At 29.1% G+C, this 19,408-nt stretch carries 20 protein-coding genes; 7 read left to right on the top strand and 13 right to left on the bottom strand.

Going from position 1 to position 19,408, the window contains the following annotated elements:
• Positions 1-3 precede the first annotated feature (3 nt).
• The 3 genes from CLCHR_RS01345 to CLCHR_RS01335 form a co-directional block, all read right to left on the bottom strand.
• Entirely contained in the window at positions 4-882 is an 879-nt protein-coding gene (locus CLCHR_RS01345) for a sugar ABC transporter permease (protein ID WP_079437862.1), read from the bottom strand.
• 1 nt (position 883) lies between these two features.
• Entirely contained in the window at positions 884-1,816 is a 933-nt protein-coding gene (locus CLCHR_RS01340; RefSeq protein WP_079437861.1) for a carbohydrate ABC transporter permease, read from the bottom strand.
• A gap of 193 nt (positions 1,817-2,009) precedes the next feature.
• On the bottom strand, positions 2,010-3,242 hold the full coding sequence (locus CLCHR_RS01335) for a sugar ABC transporter substrate-binding protein (protein ID WP_079437860.1): 1,233 nt from the start codon (positions 3,240-3,242) through the stop codon (positions 2,010-2,012).
• A gap of 475 nt (positions 3,243-3,717) precedes the next feature.
• Here CLCHR_RS01335 and CLCHR_RS01330 point away from each other — a divergent pair, with 475 nt between their 5' ends.
• Positions 3,718-4,611: an AraC family transcriptional regulator gene (locus CLCHR_RS01330; protein WP_079437859.1), complete on the top strand. Its 894-nt coding sequence runs from the start codon at positions 3,718-3,720 to the stop codon at positions 4,609-4,611.
• Positions 4,612-4,700: 89 nt separating this feature from the next.
• The gene (locus CLCHR_RS01325) at positions 4,701-5,279 is read left to right on the top strand and encodes a serine/threonine protein kinase (RefSeq protein ID WP_079437858.1); all 579 of its coding nucleotides are present in this window, start codon (positions 4,701-4,703) and stop codon (positions 5,277-5,279) included.
• A 169-nt stretch (positions 5,280-5,448) separates the two neighbouring features.
• Here the strand turns inward: CLCHR_RS01325 and lgt are convergent, their stop codons facing one another.
• The 9 genes from lgt to CLCHR_RS01280 all read right to left on the bottom strand — a co-directional run bounded on the left by lgt (position 5,449) and on the right by CLCHR_RS01280 (position 13,765).
• A complete protein-coding gene (gene lgt / locus CLCHR_RS01320; protein WP_079437857.1) occupies positions 5,449-6,216 on the bottom strand; it encodes a prolipoprotein diacylglyceryl transferase in 768 nt (255 codons plus the stop codon).
• Between the two features lie 31 nt (positions 6,217-6,247).
• Entirely contained in the window at positions 6,248-6,853 is a 606-nt protein-coding gene (locus CLCHR_RS01315; protein WP_079437856.1) for a TlpA family protein disulfide reductase, read from the bottom strand.
• An 8-nt stretch (positions 6,854-6,861) separates the two neighbouring features.
• The gene (locus CLCHR_RS01310) at positions 6,862-7,542 is read right to left on the bottom strand and encodes a cytochrome c biogenesis CcdA family protein (RefSeq protein ID WP_079437855.1); all 681 of its coding nucleotides are present in this window, start codon (positions 7,540-7,542) and stop codon (positions 6,862-6,864) included.
• 660 nt (positions 7,543-8,202) lie between these two features.
• On the bottom strand, positions 8,203-9,072 hold the full coding sequence (locus CLCHR_RS01305; protein ID WP_079437854.1) for an SDR family oxidoreductase: 870 nt from the start codon (positions 9,070-9,072) through the stop codon (positions 8,203-8,205).
• 54 nt (positions 9,073-9,126) lie between these two features.
• Positions 9,127-9,378 carry a TM1266 family iron-only hydrogenase system putative regulator gene (locus CLCHR_RS01300; RefSeq protein WP_079437853.1) on the bottom strand — a complete coding sequence of 84 codons (252 nt, stop codon included), beginning with the start codon at positions 9,376-9,378 and terminating at the stop codon, positions 9,127-9,129.
• A gap of 145 nt (positions 9,379-9,523) precedes the next feature.
• A complete protein-coding gene (locus tag CLCHR_RS01295) occupies positions 9,524-10,567 on the bottom strand; it encodes a hypothetical protein (protein WP_079437852.1) in 1,044 nt (347 codons plus the stop codon).
• Between the two features lie 13 nt (positions 10,568-10,580).
• Positions 10,581-11,606 carry a phosphodiester glycosidase family protein gene (locus CLCHR_RS01290; protein ID WP_079437851.1) on the bottom strand — a complete coding sequence of 342 codons (1,026 nt, stop codon included), beginning with the start codon at positions 11,604-11,606 and terminating at the stop codon, positions 10,581-10,583.
• A 159-nt stretch (positions 11,607-11,765) separates the two neighbouring features.
• Positions 11,766-13,133, bottom strand: a complete 1,368-nt coding sequence (locus tag CLCHR_RS01285; RefSeq protein WP_079437850.1) for an MATE family efflux transporter — start codon at positions 13,131-13,133, stop codon at positions 11,766-11,768.
• A 269-nt stretch (positions 13,134-13,402) separates the two neighbouring features.
• Complete coding sequence (locus CLCHR_RS01280; RefSeq protein WP_079437849.1) at positions 13,403-13,765, bottom strand: sulfite exporter TauE/SafE family protein; 363 nt, start codon at positions 13,763-13,765, stop codon at positions 13,403-13,405.
• A 641-nt stretch (positions 13,766-14,406) separates the two neighbouring features.
• Between CLCHR_RS01280 and CLCHR_RS01275 the strand changes: the two genes are divergently transcribed.
• Together CLCHR_RS01275 and CLCHR_RS01270 are read left to right on the top strand one after the other, a co-directional pair.
• Entirely contained in the window at positions 14,407-15,054 is a 648-nt protein-coding gene (locus CLCHR_RS01275) for a hypothetical protein (protein WP_079437848.1), read from the top strand.
• A gap of 221 nt (positions 15,055-15,275) precedes the next feature.
• Positions 15,276-15,914 (top strand): macro domain-containing protein, encoded by a 639-nt coding sequence (locus CLCHR_RS01270; protein ID WP_079437847.1) that lies wholly within the window; start codon positions 15,276-15,278, stop codon positions 15,912-15,914.
• Positions 15,915-16,091: 177 nt separating this feature from the next.
• Here CLCHR_RS01270 and CLCHR_RS01265 read toward each other — a convergent pair whose 3' ends face one another.
• Positions 16,092-16,634, bottom strand: coding sequence for an NADH peroxidase (locus tag CLCHR_RS01265; protein WP_079437846.1), 543 nt, complete (start codon positions 16,632-16,634; stop codon positions 16,092-16,094).
• A gap of 507 nt (positions 16,635-17,141) precedes the next feature.
• Between CLCHR_RS01265 and CLCHR_RS01260 the strand changes: the two genes are divergently transcribed.
• The 3 genes from CLCHR_RS01260 (at position 17,142) to CLCHR_RS01250 (ending at position 19,213) form a co-directional block, all read left to right on the top strand.
• Positions 17,142-18,047: a DUF5685 family protein gene (locus CLCHR_RS01260; RefSeq protein WP_079437845.1), complete on the top strand. Its 906-nt coding sequence runs from the start codon at positions 17,142-17,144 to the stop codon at positions 18,045-18,047.
• Complete coding sequence (locus CLCHR_RS01255; protein ID WP_079437844.1) at positions 18,047-18,643, top strand: J domain-containing protein; 597 nt, start codon at positions 18,047-18,049, stop codon at positions 18,641-18,643. Before CLCHR_RS01260 ends, CLCHR_RS01255 begins: the two co-directional genes overlap by 1 nt.
• A 75-nt stretch (positions 18,644-18,718) precedes the next feature.
• Positions 18,719-19,213: a hypothetical protein gene (locus CLCHR_RS01250; RefSeq protein WP_079437843.1), complete on the top strand. Its 495-nt coding sequence runs from the start codon at positions 18,719-18,721 to the stop codon at positions 19,211-19,213.
• Positions 19,214-19,408: the final 195 nt, after the last annotated feature.

Here is a 19,408-nt window from a genome sequence, read left to right as displayed (position 1 = left end):
ATATCATCCTTTTACAGATCCTGCTGTTAATCCTTTTGCAAGGAATTTTTGTGTAGCAACGAATATTGCAACAATTGGTATTGTTGACATTACTGCAGCTGCAGAGAACTGAGTCCAGTTTGCTGCATATTGATCTCTAATAAAGTCTCTCATACCTGTGACTACAGTTTGAGCATCTTTTGCCTTTATAAGTGCTGATGTAAAATAGAATTCACTATATGTTCCAATAAAAGCAAAAATAAAGATTACTACAATCATATTTCTTATTAGGGGAATTATTATTTTTATAAAAGCTTGAAAAGTTGATGCACCATCTATATAAGCTGATTCCGTTAGTTCTTTTGGAATACTATCCATGTAGCCTTTCATGAGCCAAATATTATACGCACTTCCTCCTGCTAAAAGTAACACTAACGCCCACAATTTGTCCATCATATTATATTTGTATGCAACACCTAATATTGCTGGTAATGCCATAGTTGTTGGAAACATTTGTAGTAATAAAAGTGACATAAGTCCATATTTTCTTCCTTTAAATTTAATTTTAGAGAAAGCAAAAGCAGCTGGCATTGTTAATAATATCTGTATTACAGCTACAGTCGTACAAAGAAAAATTGAATTTTTAACCCAAACTAAAAATTGAGTTTTAGTTAGGACTTTAATATAATTCTCTAAGGTAATAGATTTAGGGAAAATAGATGATTGTGTGAATCCCTGACCTTTAGCCAGCGATGCTGTAATAACAGCCAATAATGGTATAAGCACTATTATACACATAAACCAAATTACAACTCGTGAAGCCCATGCAGCCCTCATTTGAGCTGGCCTTATTCTTTTTTTATACTTTAATACTTCAACTTTTTGATTTTCAACTGATACCATCTTAATTAACCTCCTCAAATTGCCTTGATGCTTTCATTTGAATAAATGAAATTGTTCCTAATATTACAAAGATAATAATGCTTATAGTTGAAGCTATTTCATACCTTCCAAATTGCATTGACAATCTATAGTTAACTGATGCAAGTATATCTGTATAACCCGCAAATTGTGTTCCTGCTCTAGCCGGAGCACCATTGGTTATTAAAAATGCTGTTCCGAAATTATTAAAGTTAAAAGCAAAACTTGTTATTACTAATGGATATGCTGTTTGAGCAAGAGAAGGTAATGTTATTTTTACAAATTGAGTAAGCTTACTAGCACCATCAACTTCTGCTGCTTCATAATAAGATTTCGGTATTGCTTCCAATGCCCCTATACAAACGTTCATCATATACGGAAATCCCAACCATATTGTAACAACAACTACTACAATTTGTGATAACGTAGCATTTGTTAACCAAGGAATTGGTTTTACTATTAGATGCATACTAATAAGCAAGTTATTAATCGCACCATAAGTTCCATTAAATAAACCTTGGAATGAAAGTACTGCAACAGTACCTGGTAATGCCCATGGAATAACTAAAATTGCCTTATAAATTCCCCTTTCCCTTATGTTCTCATTGTTAACCAATATGGCCATAATAAGACCTAATAAAAATCCTCCAAGTGTTGTTAATACAGCATAAACCATAGTCCATGCAAATACAGGAAAGAATACTTTACTAAATGGCCCCTTAAATACTTCTATAAAATTTGTAATACCTACAACATGAATAACACCTTTTGAATATTGTGTATAATCAGTAAAAGCAATATATACCGTATAAATTATCGGTAAAAATGATAACACAAATATTGAAATTAAAGCTGGTGATAAAAAAGGAATCGCTATATAATTCTTTTTACTTTTTACTATTTCTTTACTTCTCATGATTGCCTCCCTCTTTAGCATAAAAGAATAAAATTAAAAATATTAATATTTTCTTTATCAATTTTTATCTATTTATATCATTAAGGTTCATCAGGTATTCTATATAAAAATATAGTGATAAACCATTATTAACAAATTTGAATTTCTATTATATGAAATAAGGGGAAGTATATTCCCCCTCATTTTAATTATATTATTGTTGAGCTATACCTTCTTTTACTTGCTTTACCATTTCCTCTCCAGTTGTTTTAGGATCCTGTTGTCCTGCTGTCATTGCAGTTAACATGTTTCCTGCTGGGGTCCATACAGCTTGCATTGCTGGAATGTTTGGCATTGGAACAGCATATTTTGCTTGTTCTGAAAATGCAATCATGTCCTTATTTGCCTTAAATGCGTCACTTTCTACGCCTTCTTTAGTTACTGGAATTCTACCACTGTCTATTATTATTGGATTAATATTACCTTGTATATATTTCATTAAATCCCAAGCTAAATCTTTATTTGGTGATTTTTCAGCTACAAATGCTGTTTGAACTCCTAGAGCAGTTGTGACATTTTTCCCACCAAATGTTGGCATTGGGGCGATTTCATAGTTAATATTTGCTGCTTTAGCTGATGAAGTATCCCATGCTCCTGAAATATAGAATGCTGCATCTCCTGACATGAATCTATTTTTAGCGATATCATCAGTTGTATCTGGCGCTATAAGTTTATCTTTAATAACTAGGTCTTGAATAAATTGTAATCCCTTTACTGCACCTTCATTTGAAAGTCCTATATCATTTGGATCAAGTGTTCCGTTATTGTTCTTAAATACATATCCTCCTTGAGTTGTAAGGAATCCTAAATTATAAAATAAAGCATTAACACTATATGAGAATCCAACTCCTGGTTCCTTGGCCTTAGTTACAAGTTCCTCAAAAGATTTTGGAACTTCTTTGGCCTTGTCTTTATTTATGAATAAAGAAACTGTTTCTTGAGCATATGGAACTCCATATTGTTTACCGCCTATAGTTACGGCATCAATTGGTCCCTTAGAAGTATACTTGCTTGGATCTAGAAAACCACTTGGTACTTCTGCAAGTAAACCAGCTTTTTGGAATGTGCCTAAATTATCATGTGGTATACCAATCATTATATCTGGAGCTGAAGAACTGTCGGCTGCTTGCATATATTCTTGAGTCTTACCTTTATCATCGACGCAGTTAACTTTAACTCCTTTATCTTTGCCCCATTTTTCTACTAATTCTTGAAGTTTCGGAAATTCTGATTCAGAAGTCATGTGTGACCATACTGTTATTGTTTTATCACCACCTGAGCTGCTACTTGCTGCTGCATCTTTTGATCCTCCTGAACATCCAGCTAATGTTCCCATCATTAATGCTGTTGTCATTATTAACGACAGTATTTTCTTATTTTTTACCATTTCATATTCCCCCTATAATTTTGTACTTTTAAATTTTTTCAAGCCTAGTAACTTTTGATTTTAGGTTTAAAAATATATGCAATGACTTTTATTCCATAATCTAGTATAATTATTATAACAACAAATTTATTTATAAAAAGAAAGTCATACAGCCATTTGGAATCTGTACCAAAAATAATTATCATATATCAACATTAAATGAGATATGTTGAATTGCACTTTTAGAATTGTTTTCTGGAACCTGTATAAAAATAATTGTGATGTATGCATTTTGAATATTCTAACACAATTAATGAATTCTATCAGATATGAACTTTTTATAGTTCTTATCTGAACATCGTTTACATTAACTATTATAATGCTATATTCATTTATAATATAGGTTTATATTATAAAAAACATTGCCAATTATTAATATTTTTTATAATATCACAGAACTCACATAATAAATTATTGCGTAAAGGAGATTTTATATATGGAATATAATTATGAAATAGTTACAACTCCCAAAAATATTCCTGCCAAAATTATTATAAATTCTTCTCCTGAAGTAGTTTATAGACATTGGCACAAGGATTTAGAATTAATATATTCTTATGAAGGTAGCTTCGTAAGTCATATAAATGGTGCAATTCACTCAATACGAAATAAAGAGCTTATTTTAGTTAATAGCGGAGATATACATTCCGTAGATGAATATAGTAAAGATAAAGCTACAACTTTATCTATCTTAATTTCATATGATTTTATAAAAGATAATTATCCAGAGATAGATAATATAGAATTTAAGCTGGACAAAAAGAATTTTAATGTGATAGACAAGCTCAATGAAATTCATGAGGAAATCTGTGGCATGTATGTGGACGATATGAAAATTAGTAATAAATCCCTTCTATTTGTTGAAGAAGAAAAACCTAATAATAAATTTCATCATTTAAAAATAAATAGTTACTTGTATGAAATTCTATATTTACTACTATACAATTATGGAATTGAAAAAGATACCCACATAACTCTTAAAACTCAAAAGCATTTGGAGCGTTTTAAAATCATTACAGAATTTATTGATAATAATTTTAAGGATAATATTTCTTTAGATGAAATAGCATGCAGATACGATATCACAAAAGAATATCTTGCAACAATTTTCAAGAAATATATGGGTATAACTGTTGGCACATATTTAAAAAACAAACGCCTTAAATCTGCATATATGGATTTAGTTAACACAGATTTATCAATTAACCAATTAGCTTTTGATAATGGTTTTCCTAATATTAAATCATTCATAAACTCTTTTAAAGAATACTATGGTCAAACCCCTTATGCATACAGAAAAGATTTAGAAAATAAGAATAAATTACTTTAAGTATAATTTCTTCTTAATAAATTAAAATTGAGTAGAATCGAAATGCCCTAATTCATATAATACCTAAAGTAATTCTATAAAGTGATAAGATGAGATACGTATTAGATACAAAAGAGTGTGAATTCTTAGGTAAAGGTAAAGAAGGCGCTGTCTATTTGACTCCTGAAGGATACGCCCTAAAGATATTTCATAATAAAAGAAAAGCTGAGGATGAAGCAAAGCTTCTTGAAGTAGTTAATGACAGTAGATTCTTTCCTAAAGTATTATTCATAGCAAATAATATGATTTTGAGAGATTATGTTCAAGGAGATAATCTTTATGATTATGTTAAAAAAAATGGTTTATCTTATAATCTTTCCATTGAGCTTATAAGCCTTATAGAAGAATTTAAACGCTTAAAATTTACAAGGCTTGATATTAGAAATGCTCATATATTTGTAGATAAGAATGAACAGATACAAGTTATTGATCCTAGAAAAGTATTTATAAAAAAGACTCCGTACCCAAAGGAAATTATTAAAGTACTTGTAAAGCTAGACCTATTTGATGAATTTTTAAAAAACCTTCTAATGTATAATCCTCAGCTCATTAAATATTGGGTTAATGGATATAACTACTTTAAGTATACATCAAAAAAAGTGATACGTATTAACATGTATGCCTGTTAGAATATTTATATCCTTACTTTACCAAATGTTTTAATAATACTCTTTTTCTTAATCCTAAAAACCATAAAAATATCATCGGAAACATTAATTAATTTATTAAACAGAAGACAGGGTACTAATCAAGTAGTGCCCTGTCACTTAATTATGTGCTGTATATAAAACAAAAGTTCTATCTAGACTTATTTCTCCTAGCAAATAGTATAAGTCCTACTCCTAACAAAATACCCGCAATACTTATTAGTTGGGCTACTCTTATGTTTCCAAGCATCAAGCTATCAGTTCTCAATCCTTCTATAAAGAATCTTCCTAGTGAGTATAATGATATGTAGCTTCCTATAACAATTCCATCATTATGACGGCTTTTCTTATATAAAATTACTAATAATATTACACATACCATAAGATTCCACATTGACTCATACAAGAAAGTTGGATGATAATAAGTTCCACCAATATTCATACCTTTTTGAATGAACCCTGGAAATTTACTTATAAATTCATAAGGCACTTCCCCACCATGCGCTTCTCCATTCATGAAATTCCCCCATCTTCCAATAGCTTGAGCTAATATAATTGATGGAGCAACTACATCTAAATACTTTAGCATTTTCAGTTTTTTTATTTTGAAAAAGATATAAGTTGCTATAAAAGCACCTATCAACCCACCATGTATAGCTAATCCGCCTTTTCTAATATTAAATATATCCATTAAATTATTTTGGTAGTTTTGAAATTCAAAAATTACATAATACGCTCTTGCTCCAACTATGGCAGCCGGAAAAGCTATAAAAAAACAGTCAAGTATTGTATCAAAATCTACATCATTTTTCTTAGAATTATAACTAGCTAGTAATATAGCTGCTATAACGCCTAACGCTATCAATATCCCATACCATCTTATTTCAAAAGTTCCAATTTGGAAGGCTACTGGATTCATAAATAATTCCTCTTTTCTTTAGTCAGTATTTTTATTTAATTAATGATTTTATCTTGCTTTCTAAAATATCTTTTGATATTCCACCTGAATAATCATTAATAATATATCCATCTTTATCTATAATAATTGTCCTTGGTATAGCTGTAATATTATATTTATCTGATGCATCCATTTCATTATCAAATAAAACTTTCATATTATAATCATTTTCCTTAATAAATTTTTTTGCATCATCTACTGTTTCCCTTTGCCCATCAGTTAAGTTTATCATTAATATGGCTACTTTATCCTTGTACTTATTTGACATTTCGTTAAATGCAGGCATTTCTTCTCTACAAGGCGGACACCAACTAGCCCAAAAATTTAGCACTACAGGAGTTCCTCTATAATCTGATAACTTTACCTCTTTAGAATTTTCATCATAAACAGTAAAATCTGTAGCCATTACTTTTGCTTTAAATTTTGATGGTTTTGTACTCTGCTTGTTCTCATCGCCATCTTTTTCTGCCTGTATAGTAACATTCTTTTTATTATATTCTGAAGACAACAAACCATATCCAAAATATGTAACTACTAGAAATGCGGCAAATCCTAAAAAACCTATTATTAATATAATTAATTTTTTCCTATTTTCCATAGTTCCTCCTAAAACTTAAAAAGCGAAAGTATCCTATTTAAGTGCCCAGTCATAATAGATATACCTATTAAAACAAGCATAATTCCAGATACATAATTTATTATACTATAATTCTTCTTAATAAAATTAAAAGTTTCCTTTAAATTATCAATTAAAACCGCACATATTATAAATGGTATTCCTAATCCCAAACTATAAATAAGCAGCATTACTATCCCTTTTATTATATGTCTCGAATTCACTGCAATCATTAATGCTGAGCCTAGAAATGTACCTATACACGGGGTCCATCCTATAGCAAATATTATTCCAAATAAAACAGAAGAGAAAAATTTAAAAGATTTTATTTTAATGTTCAATTTCAAAGTTTTCTCCAAAAATCCAATTTTAATTACTCCCATATAGTTAAGACCGAATATAATAATTATTATTCCACTTATGATATTCAAAATTATGCTTTGCCTTTTTATTAAATTTCCTAATGAACCTGCTAATCCTCCGAGTAAAGTAAATACTACAGTAAAGCCTAATACGAACCCTAAAGAATTGGTAAGTGCACTACTTTCATTTTTCTCGGCTCTGCTCAAGTTATCGCCAGCGAAGTAAGAAATATATAATGGTAATAGAGGCAATATGCAGGGCGAGATAAATGTTATAATTCCCTCTAAAAATAATAAAAAATATTCCATTCCCTTATCCTTTCATATGAATAAAAATATATGGACCTCTAATATATACTTATTCTTTACTAATACATTATATCATTAATTTAAAATTATAGTTATTATATATAATATTTTCTATATATACCGCATATAACTTAGACTTATGTGTCACTTACCGAAATAAGTAACATATTGTGTTTCGGTTTCTAGGACTTTTAATGGATGATTCTACGACTAGAAGTTGTACCCACAATGCTTGCCTCAACGACAGGCGTTGAACAAGCGTTGTGGAAATTTAAAGGAAACTCGACTCACTACGTTCGCTGAGTAAGTTCAATTTACCAAATCATAGATTTGGAATTTCACTTAACAACCATTACCATTAAAATTCCAATGAAACACTGCAAACAATATGTTACTTATTTCTAGTATAGTGATACACTCAAAGTTAATACGTATGGATAGTCATTTTAATTATAGGTTAAATATACAATTTAGGAGATCACTCCATAAATCTAATTTATATATTGTTTATCTATGAATAAAGACGAATTTGAATCTATAAGACTTCTTGAAATGATTGTATAAAAATAGAGCTAATATCCTATAGATCTCATATTCTTCTATGGATATTAACTCCGTTATGCAATTATATTTTAGTCTATAGTATAAATTTTCATAAAACTATCTAAGGTTTATTCCATATTCTTTAATACAGATTTCTAATGCCTCATCTGTAGTATAAAAATTCATTCCAGTGGAACGTGCCTTATCGCAATTTAATCTTATATCTCTTGGGTTTGTTTTGTATTTTTCTTTATCTTCTATTATTAGCTCATCTATCCTGCTTTCAAGACCAAGTTTTTTAAAAATAGATTTTACTATTTCATACCTATTTTGATTGTTTTCACTACCTAAATGATATGTTCCATAAGGAGATTTGAATAATATTTGGAAATTTTCAATCATATTATAAACATAGGTCATTCCTCTAAATTCATTGCTTGAAACTGTAATTTTTTCATTTTTCATAATACTGCTGATAGTCTCCCACAAGATATTTCCTGCCATACCACAATTTCTATCTGGCAATCCAAAAAGCCATGTGAATCTAACAATCCATAGTTCATCAATTATATCTCTTAATGATTTTTCTGCTTCAAGCTTATTTTTACCATACACTGTATCAGGAACAGCTTCATCATCTTCTTTGAATGGACCAGGATTTGTATTTCCATTAAATACTTGTTCACTGCTTATAAACACAAGTTTTCCACCAATCTTTTTTGTTGCTTTTGCTACATTTATAGCTCCATTTACATTAATTTTATAAGCAGCTTCTGGATTCTTATTACAAAAATCAGTTACTGCTATAGCCGCTGCATGAATAACAATATCAGGATTAAACTTTTCAAAGATTTCATTTACATTCTTTTCATCTGTAATATCTAACTCATCTTTATCTGTAACTAAAAATTCGTATTTTCCCTTATAATATTGCACTAATCTGCTGGAAAAAAATCCTTTTCCACCTGTTATCAATATTTTTTCCATTTAAGATCCCCCCATTAATTACATACAATCACTTTATTTTTTCTCACTAAATTATTAGACATCTATTTTAGCTATTGAAGTTTTCACCGATACTCCATCTATACTTTCAAGCTGCTCTGAAAACTCGTTAATAACCTCCTCTGTTTCACCCGTAAGCGCTATAGAGATAACTGACAATTCATCCGCAAATGGTATTCCCATTCTTCCTTTTATACTGCCTCTAAATGATGCAACAACATCATTAAACTCATCTTGAACTTCCTTTGGATGCTCTAATATTGCACTAACTACTCCTAATTTTGACATTTTCTATTCCTCCATCGTTCTTAATATAAAAATAAGATCTTCTTTAATATGAAGATCTTATTTTTATACTATTCAAAATTTTATACATTATATTTTTTCCTATTTCATATATATTATTCACTAAATTAAAGTCGTCTATATTTTTTTATTCTAACTTATTTTTTATTAGCTTATTATCAACTCTTGAAATAATACCTTTAGAATAAGATTGAACAAAATTACCTTTATATTTTATTGATTTGTTGCTTATTAACTCTAAAACACTATTTTCTGATTTATTATTAATATATACCTTACCTGAATAATCAATAACTATATCAGTTTTATCTACTGGCTCCTTTAGATTTAATGAATTCCACTTTTTATTTGCATCTGATAATACTGCATAGAATATCTTATTAACCTTGTTATTTTCTATCTCACCAAAATATACATTATCATTCACATCTGCTCCTAATATTTTAGAACTTTTAACATTAGGTATTGATAAAGGTGCTTTAGCATTTAGTACTGTTATAGATGCACCTTCTTCCATAACCGCATTTGTACTAGTTGTGGGAACTACTACACTCCCTAAAACTTTATCACTCTTTACCTTTTTTAATTGATTCATAACGTTTGCGTAATATAAATCATATTTCCCATCGCCTTTTTTGACCTTAATATATAAGCTATGTGTTAATGTTGAAAATACTACGTTACTTATCTCCTCTTTGGAACTATTAAGCCTAATTCTCATTTTATTCAAGTCAAAATCTGCAAGATCTCTAACTTCTCCTTTTTTAGCATCAAACGATATAGGTTCAAAGTAGTATATCCCTTTGTCTTTTATTTTTTGGATTACAATCATATTATCTTCATTATTTAACCACTTATAAAATGATACCTGTGCACCACTATCAAGCTCACATTCTGTCTCTTTGTTATCATTACTATCCAATATTTTCAGCTTGTTTCCATCTATATATGAAACAAATCTACCATCTGAAGATACTTTAATTTCACTTATGTTACTTTTTATATCGATTTCTGTTTTTTTATCTGCTATATCTTCTTCTTCATCAATTTTCTCTGCCTGTATGCTAATATCTGAACCTAAATACACTTTATCTACATATAAAAATATGCTTTGCTGCAATATTAAAGCAATTGCAAACCACGTTAATCTTCTCTTTATATTCTTATTCATAAATTTCTCTCCTTTATTGTTCTACATAAAATGCTGTGGCAACAGATCTTTCACCATCCCAAGCATTAGGAGAATTTATTACATTGCCTTTATAATACATGGTTGATGAGTATCCGCCATCAAGAGCTCCTGCGTTAACCGCGCCTCTACTCATCATGATTTCTTGAACATCATATAAGCTAGCTCCAGGTGATGTTACTTTCCGTCCATCTATAACTAAAAAGATTATTGTTCCATCCGCCTTTTGACCAACAGCAGTTCTTGGGTTAAGACCTTCCTCCATTTTATTTTTCACTTGCCTTACTCCATTAATTATAATATTAGGTTTTCTAAAGCACATAGCTTCTTGAACATTTAATTTTTTAAGCTGAGAGATTGAATGATCCCCAACTATAAGCTCTCCATTTTTTGTAAATGCAACAACATTTTCAATTGTATTCTCATTAACGTTTCCTTGTGGGTAAACAACTTTTCCACCAGAAATTACAAAACCACCAGGTTCTGAACCAGTACCTGCATATGCAGTTCCATCAGAAGATTTATCTATAAATGAACCACCATTAATGGCTGCAACGGCATTATGTTCACCAGCCATATCACTTGTTTTTTGCCCCATTTTCCCTAAAAACTTGGTCATTGCCACCTTAACCTTCAGAGGATTTTTTATTTCTAATATATATGCATCAAACCTTTGTTCATGTACTTTATATCTGTTTACTTCATTACCAACTGTATATTTAACATTTACCTTTTTCATGTCTTGGAAAACCTCTGCACTATCATCATTTTCTTCAATTCCAAGCATTTTATCTAATAATGGTTTAGGGATTATATCATTTATTAAGTACGCGTGTCTTGTTGCAAGTACTGTTGAGATTAATGTTTTTCTAGTATTATCATAGGGTCCTAAAAAAAACACAAGAGGCGTAGTTACAACTAGGAATATAAGCATATCCAATACTCCTCTTAATAGTACTTTTGTATTAGATTTCTTTTTCTTTTTTCGTTTTTTAGGTCTACGATTAACTTGTTTATCCATGTATTCCTCCAATTATATGCTTTACTTAATATCTTCATTATTTCCTATTATATAGAAAATTATTTGCATAGTTGTTACAAAAAAATTAAAAATATATTTAAAAAGAGATATTTATAAAATAGGAACCAATCTCTATCTAAAAATATCTCCAACTAAATTTTAAACTAGATTTCTAAGCCATACCTTTTGTTTATACCTTTTAAATCCTAAAATAAATTTATATACTTCTTCAAATGCAACCATTGCATATACAGAGTATATAGGTAATTTTAAAACCATTCCACCAAGAAAAGCAAAAGGAATTCCAACTAACCATACACCACTAATATCTAACATTAATGCTACCTTTGTATCCCCGCCGCTTCTTAGAATTCCAACTATATTAACCCAGTTAAAAATTTTAAATGGTAAGTAAATTATAAAAACAATTAAGCATTTACTTATATCTCCTCCTACTGCATCTGATACACTAAAAAGAGTAATCAATGGATTCCTTATAATAAAGCATATCACACCCATTATTAGCGCACAAATAAATTGAAGAACAATGAAGTACTTTGCATGAGCCCTAGCCTCATCTAATTTATTCGCCCCTAATTCATTTCCTAATATAACAGCAGTTGCAGCACTAATGCCTTGGAATATTACTGTGATTATTTGTTCAACGGTTTGAGTAATTGTAATAGATGCAACAGCTCCATCTCCCATTCTTCCGTATACTAACGAATACATTGTAACTCCAAGTCCCCACATAAATTCATTTAGAATAACAGGTGAAACAGTTTTAAAATATAAATTAACAAAGTTTTTATTAAAAGACACTAATTCTTTAATTTTTGCTGCCGCTGGTCCTTTCTCATAATATACTATAGACAAAATGCACAAGCATTCAATTGTTCTAGCAATCAATGTTGCAATGGCCTCACCTTGAACCCCAAGAGCGGGTGCTCCAAAATGTCCAAATATTAAAGTATAATTTAGTATTACTTTTATAAAAATAGAAATCAATGTAATAAATACTGGCGCCTTTACTTGATTTACACCTCTTAAAAGCGCAACGTAGACATTGGTAATTGCTGTTAGTGGATAACTAATTGCAGATATTGCTAGATATCCCGCACCAATTTTTATAGTATTTTCATTAGGAGTAAATATCCCCATAACTAACTCGGGGCACATTAAACTTGGAATGACAAAAAGAATTGAACCCAGCAAAGCAATTGTAAGAGACATTCCCAATACTCTTCTTATATTTTGAATATCCTTTTTTCCAAAGTATTGAGCTGTTAAAATAGAAGAACCGCTTACAACACCAAATAACAGCAACGTAAAAACAAAGAAAACTTTATTTGCTAGTCCAACTGCTGCAATCGAGCTCTGCCCCAAACTCCCAATCATTACAGTATCTACGAGATTTAAACTTGTATTTAATAGAGCCTGCAATGCTATTGGTATAGTAATTGCTACAGCTTTACGTATAAATTTTTTATCTTCTGAAATATCCTTTAAAGTTCTAGTAATAATCATAATCTTCCGTACCTCGTATATTCTGCTATTTTATCAAATTCTATTGTAACTCAGTTAAAATACTTATGTCCAGCACTAATACTTAGTTTATAACTTATTACAACCGAATCCTTACTCTTTTAAATGCATAAAAATTCTGAATAAAGCAAAAAAACCACACATGAATATGGAATAAGTTCCCTTTATATGTATGGTCTTTATACATTAAAATTTATAAATATACTTTTATGTTTCTAAATTCCCATTGTTCTGTTTTAATATATGAATTTCTATTTAGATAAAAGCATTTTTATTGAAATTGCAATCATCAATATAGCAAAACCCTTTTTTATTACTGATATAGGAACACTATTTGCAATCTTAGCGCCAAATACGGACCCTATTACCAAAAATATGCATATTAATATTCCTGCCTTTATACTCACCTGCCCTCTTCTATAATATTCGATAAAAGCTAAAATTCCAACGGGCGGCAACATAATTGCAAGTGAAGTCCCCTGTGCCTTTAACTGGTCAAAACCGCATAAATAAATAAGTGCAGGAACAATTATTATTCCACCTCCAATTCCAAACATTCCACTTAATACTCCTGCCATCAAACCAATTAATGTAAATAACATTATCTCCGTCATGACAACCTCCTATTTGATTTATTTAATTAATCAAACTTTTAATTTTATAGTTTAGCCTAAAAATTCTCATAATTACTCTTTAGTATTATAATCATTATTTTATATATCTACGCTAAGAAAAATAAAATTAGTAAAATATTTTAATATAGTATGTAATTAGTTAAATGTTTAAATATTTTATAAATTTATTGAGTTTTTAATATTGGGTGTTTTTATTTAATGATTTTGGTTGCGCTTAAAAGTTCCGAATTGTGCTTCGCACTCTTCTTATAGGTGCGCGCTTTTTTTAGATGCATGCTTTTTTAGATTCAATGATCTTGGTTGCGCTTCGCGCTTTTTTTAAAGGTGCGTATTTTTTTGAAATTTAATGATCTTGGTTGCGCTTCGCGCTTTTTTTAGATGTGTATATTTTTTTAGAATTTAATGATCTTAATTGCGCTTCGCGCTTTTTTTAGATGTGTATATCTTTTATATTTTTAATCTGGTATAATAATGTAATGTTTAAATTTAACGCATATTAGCAATACTAAAAGATAGATAATCCCTTGTAAAATAACTTATTTTATGTTATTTTTTCAAATGGAAGTTATTATAGATTTTTTATTATTCAAATATTAAAATACTGAAAGAGGTGCTTAACCATAAATACAAATTATAAAACTCAAGAAAATAAATATACGCCAAAAGGTAACTTAACTGAAATTACTGTGCTAAAGAAGGATGGATCTGAACTTACTTGTAAAATAGATACATATGATGCCGAAAGAGTAAAGCAAGAAGGAATTTGGTTTGCTGAATGGCATAAAGATTTCAATAACTACTTAGTACAAACTCAATCTGTAACTAAGGTTAACGGCAAGACTACGGCTACTAAAAAAACTATTCACTCAGTAATTCTAGATGTTGATCCAAGAACTCCTATAAAGCATTTAAATGGAAATACATTAGATAACAGAAAAGAAAATTTAGAAGTATACAATAGAACATCTAAAAATGATTGTACAAAAATAGATCATGAAACAATGGGAATTATCTTAAGGGATAAATTCGGAAATCACAAAGAAACAGCCTTAATCTCAATGGAAGATGTAAATAAGGTCGTAAGGGATAATTATAACTGGGTTATATATAAAAAAGGTTCTGAATTAATGGTTGTAGCTAATACTCCTGAAGGCAGAATTCGTTTAGATAGCTTAATTATGAATCCTGATGAAACAATGAAGGTGCATCACATAAATCTAAATCCTTTAGATAATAGAAGAAAAAATTTAGAAAATCAACCTATCTAAAATTTGATAAACGTGAATATAAGTCATTAATTAATACTAATAAAAAGGGAGGACATTCTATTTATAATAATAAGTGTTTTCTCTTTTTTTTTATTTAATAAATATGAGAATTATGTCACTTCTATTAACAATTTATTGGAATTTTGTTATTTTTATTTAAGAGAATTAGGTGTAAACTATTAAGTAAGAGAATTTGTGTGACTAAATATGAGGTGATTAATTTGACTAAATTTGAAATACTATTTGGGGATATCACTAAGATTAAGTTTGATGCGATTGTAAATGCTGCAAATGCATCTTTACTTGGTGGTGGCGGAGTTGATGGTGCAATTCATCGAGCTTGTGGTGATAAATTACTTGAAGAATGTAGACATTTAAATGGATGTTTAACAGGAAAATCAAAAATAACTAAATCCTATGGGCTGAGAGATTATGGGATATCATGGGTAATACACACCGTTGGCCCCATTTACAGAAATAATGGCACAGAAGAAAAATATTTACGAAGTGCGTATCGATCAGTTTTTGAAATTGCAGAAAATTATTCTAATTACTATGCTAAGCAGTGTAATGAAATCTTAGATAAAAATCTTTATCGTTTTAATACAAGCAGGCAAAAAGATCTTTTAGTAAAAGAATTTGAAGATTATATAAAAGAACATCCAATTAGAACTATTGCTTTACCCTCAATAAGTACTGGCGCATACTCATACCCACTAAAAGATGCTTGTAGTATAGCCTTAGATGAAATTCTAAATTTTATCGAAAATTCGCCTGAAGTTTTTGATAAAATTGCAATGGTCTGCTTAGATGAAAAGACTTATGATATGTATCAATCTTTATATAAAGAGAAGCTATAAAAATACAAACATAAATGCTTGTTTATCATTTATAAATCAAAATTAATAGCAGGTTATCCTAGTTTTGCTTGTCCAAATCTAAATTTGATTCATGCAAAACTAAATAACCTGCTATTAATATTTTCTATTAATCCATATAGAATTAAATCTGCATTTATTTTAAGTATATATTAAAGTCTATGCAAAATATCTATCTAAAAGTCCTTTGAATGCTTTTCCATGTCTAGCTTCATCTTTACACATTTCATGTACTGTATCATGGATAGCATCTAAGTTTAATTTTTTAGCAAGTGTTGCTAAATCTTTTTTACCTTGACATGCACCATGCTCTGCATCAACTCTCGCTTGTAAGTTAGCTTTTGTATCTGCTGCTACTACTTCACCTAATAATTCTGCAAATTTTGAAGCATGTTCTGCTTCTTCAAAAGCTATTCTCTTATAAGCTTCTGCTACTTCTGGATATCCTTCTCTATCAGCTTGTCTTGACATAGCTAAGTACATTCCTACTTCTGTACATTCACCAATAAAGTTTGCTTGTAATCCATCAATTATTTCTTTATCCACACCTTTAGCAACTCCGATTACATGTTCATCAGCAAAAGCTAAGTCTCCACTTTGTTCTACGAACTTGTCTGAACCTACCCCACACACTGGGCATTTTTCTGGTGCTGCTTCTCCTTCATAAATATATCCACACACTGTACAAACGAATTTTTTCATAATTTATTCCTCCTAAAATTTTAATTTATTTTAATTATAATTACTTATTTTTCTTTTGTTAATTTATTAATATTTAGCTATCTGCTACATTTTTTATTATATAATAATTATTATCCGCTGTAAAGAGTTTTTTAATAAATATTTGAAATTTATAACGAAATATTTATTAAACTCTATTATATCCCTATAGATCCTTTTTACTCCAAGAATATTATACTATTGTCCGTTAGTAAAAATGCATGCAGCAACATTTCTGACCACAAAAATTTCAGCCTAAATAATTCATTATTTCACTTGTACCTCCAGAAGATGATATAACTAGTTATATAGATGTTACTATACATGTACTTTAATATAATTACAAATACCTTCTCTAGTATTAAACAATAACACTTTAAATTGTTAATAATATCTGAATGTTTTATTATATATCTATAAACTTTATTGTTTGAATATTGATATTTACTGTATAATATATTTATACTTAATTTTAAAGGAGTGTTTTTATTGTTTGGATATGTAACTCCCTTAAAGGCAGAAATGAAAGTAAAAGATTTTGCTAGATTTAAATGCTATTATTGTGGTTTATGTTGTCATATTAAAAATGAATTCGGTAATTTGCCTAGGATGGCTTTAAATTATGATATGACTTTTTTAGGCTTGTTATTGGACGCATTAATCCCTGAAGAATTAGAGGTTTCGAAGTATAGATGTTCACTTCATCCCACTGAGAAAAAAGCTGTAATTGTAAATAATAAAGCTTTATCCTACGCAGCCGCTATGAATATATCTTTATTTTATTACAAGCTTTTAGATGATGTTAATGATGATAAAAATATAAAGAGTAAATTTTTCTCAATTCTTTTATCGCCATATAAAAGAAAATTTTCTTCTTCAGTTATAAATATTAATGATAAAATTATGGAATCGCTAAATAAGCTTTCTACCTTAGAGAACACAAAATCCTTTGCCTCTATTGATGAAATATGTGATCCATTTAGTGATTTAGTCGGGATAATCTTGCGAGACTATCCTTTTGAATTAATAAACGATTCTCCTGAACTAAGAAATACTTTATATAGTTTAGGGTATTCTATAGGCAAATGGATTTATTTAATTGATGCTTTAGACGATTTAAAATCTGATATGGAAAAAGGAAAGTTTAATCCAATAGATTTTTTATATAATAAAGATGCCTTAATATACGATAAATTTATAGGATTGATAAAATCAAAAATAGAATTTACAATTTTAAATTGCGGCTATAGCTGTAAAGAAAATTTAGAACGCTTGAAACTTAGGAGAAATGAAGATATATTATATAACATAATAGAATTAGGCTTAATGGATAAATATAACAATATAATTAATCATCCAGAAACTACTAATGAAACTAAAAGGAGAGATTTATAATGAATCCATATGAAATATTAGGCGTAAAACCAGGTGCCAGTCAGGATGAGATAAAAAGTGCTTATAGAAAATTAATTAAACAATATCATCCTGATCAATTTGGTGATAATCCTTTAAAAAATTTAGCTCAAGAAAAAATGATTGAAATTAATGAGGCTTATGAAAAATTAACCAAAAACCCAAATGCTAATTATAGCAATAATTCTTCTTATAATAATTCTTCTAGCAGCTTTTCTGATTTTCAAGAAATAAGAAGATTTATTCAATCTGGAAATTATACAGCTGCTGAAAGCAGATTAAATTCTAATAATAATAGAAATGCCGAATGGAATTATTTATATGGCGCTGTACTTTTAAACAAGGGATGGTTTGATTCCGCTTTGGAACATATGAATACAGCGGTAACTATGGATCCAAATAACTTCGAATATAGACAAGGTTTAAACTCATTGAGGCAAAGAGGAAACAATTACTCTAATCCATATTATAGAACAACCAACACAAACAATGCAGACATGTGTAACTGTTGTATAAATCTTTGGTGTTTAGATTCTTTATGCGAATGTGCTGGTGGAGATTTGATTGGCTGTTGCTAATCTTTAGTTTGTTAAGGCTTTCCCATGAAAATTCACAGTACAAACTTGTACTTATTTAAAGAGGTGAATAATTTTATGAATGCAAAATCTGTTGCTGAAAGTGGAATATTAGTGACTTTAACTCTAATAATACTTTATACTGCTTCTATTATTTCAATAAGTACTTTATCTATTTTGACAGTTGCTTCATGCTTAATTCCTATATCAATTATTAGAACTTCAATTAAAGGAACAATACTGGTTTATATTGCATCCAGTATATTAAGCTTTTTTTTAACTCCAGTTAATATTGCTTTTTTATATACTTTATTTTTTGGTATTTATGGGATAGTAAAGTACTTTATAGAAAAACGCAGAAACATTGTTATAGAGATATTCTTAAAGTTAATTTCTTTTAATATTCTACTTTCTCTAATGTATTTTGTTATCTCAAATTTCTTAGATACTTTTAATATTAAATCGCCTATCTATTTAATGTGGATAGCAGGACAAATCGGCTTTTTAATATATGATTATGCCTTAACTCTTATAATAAGTTTTTACTTAAATAGAATTCACAAGCATGTTTAAATATAGGTGTGCAATAATTTGCATAAAGATGTTACCATCTTTTAGTAATGTCTAAAAAATAAACATAATAGTGAATTTATCAATATTATATAGATATTTTGCATTTGGTGAAAGAAAACTCTAAAGTCAGTTTAGCAAAAATCATATAATTCAGATGACTTAATGCATATAGACAAACTATATTTAACTTGTCTA

The sequence above is a fragment of the Clostridium chromiireducens genome (genome assembly GCF_002029255.1).
Lineage (GTDB): Bacteria > Bacillota > Clostridia > Clostridiales > Clostridiaceae > Clostridium > Clostridium chromiireducens.
This window is presented reverse-complemented; position numbering and strand designations above follow the sequence as displayed.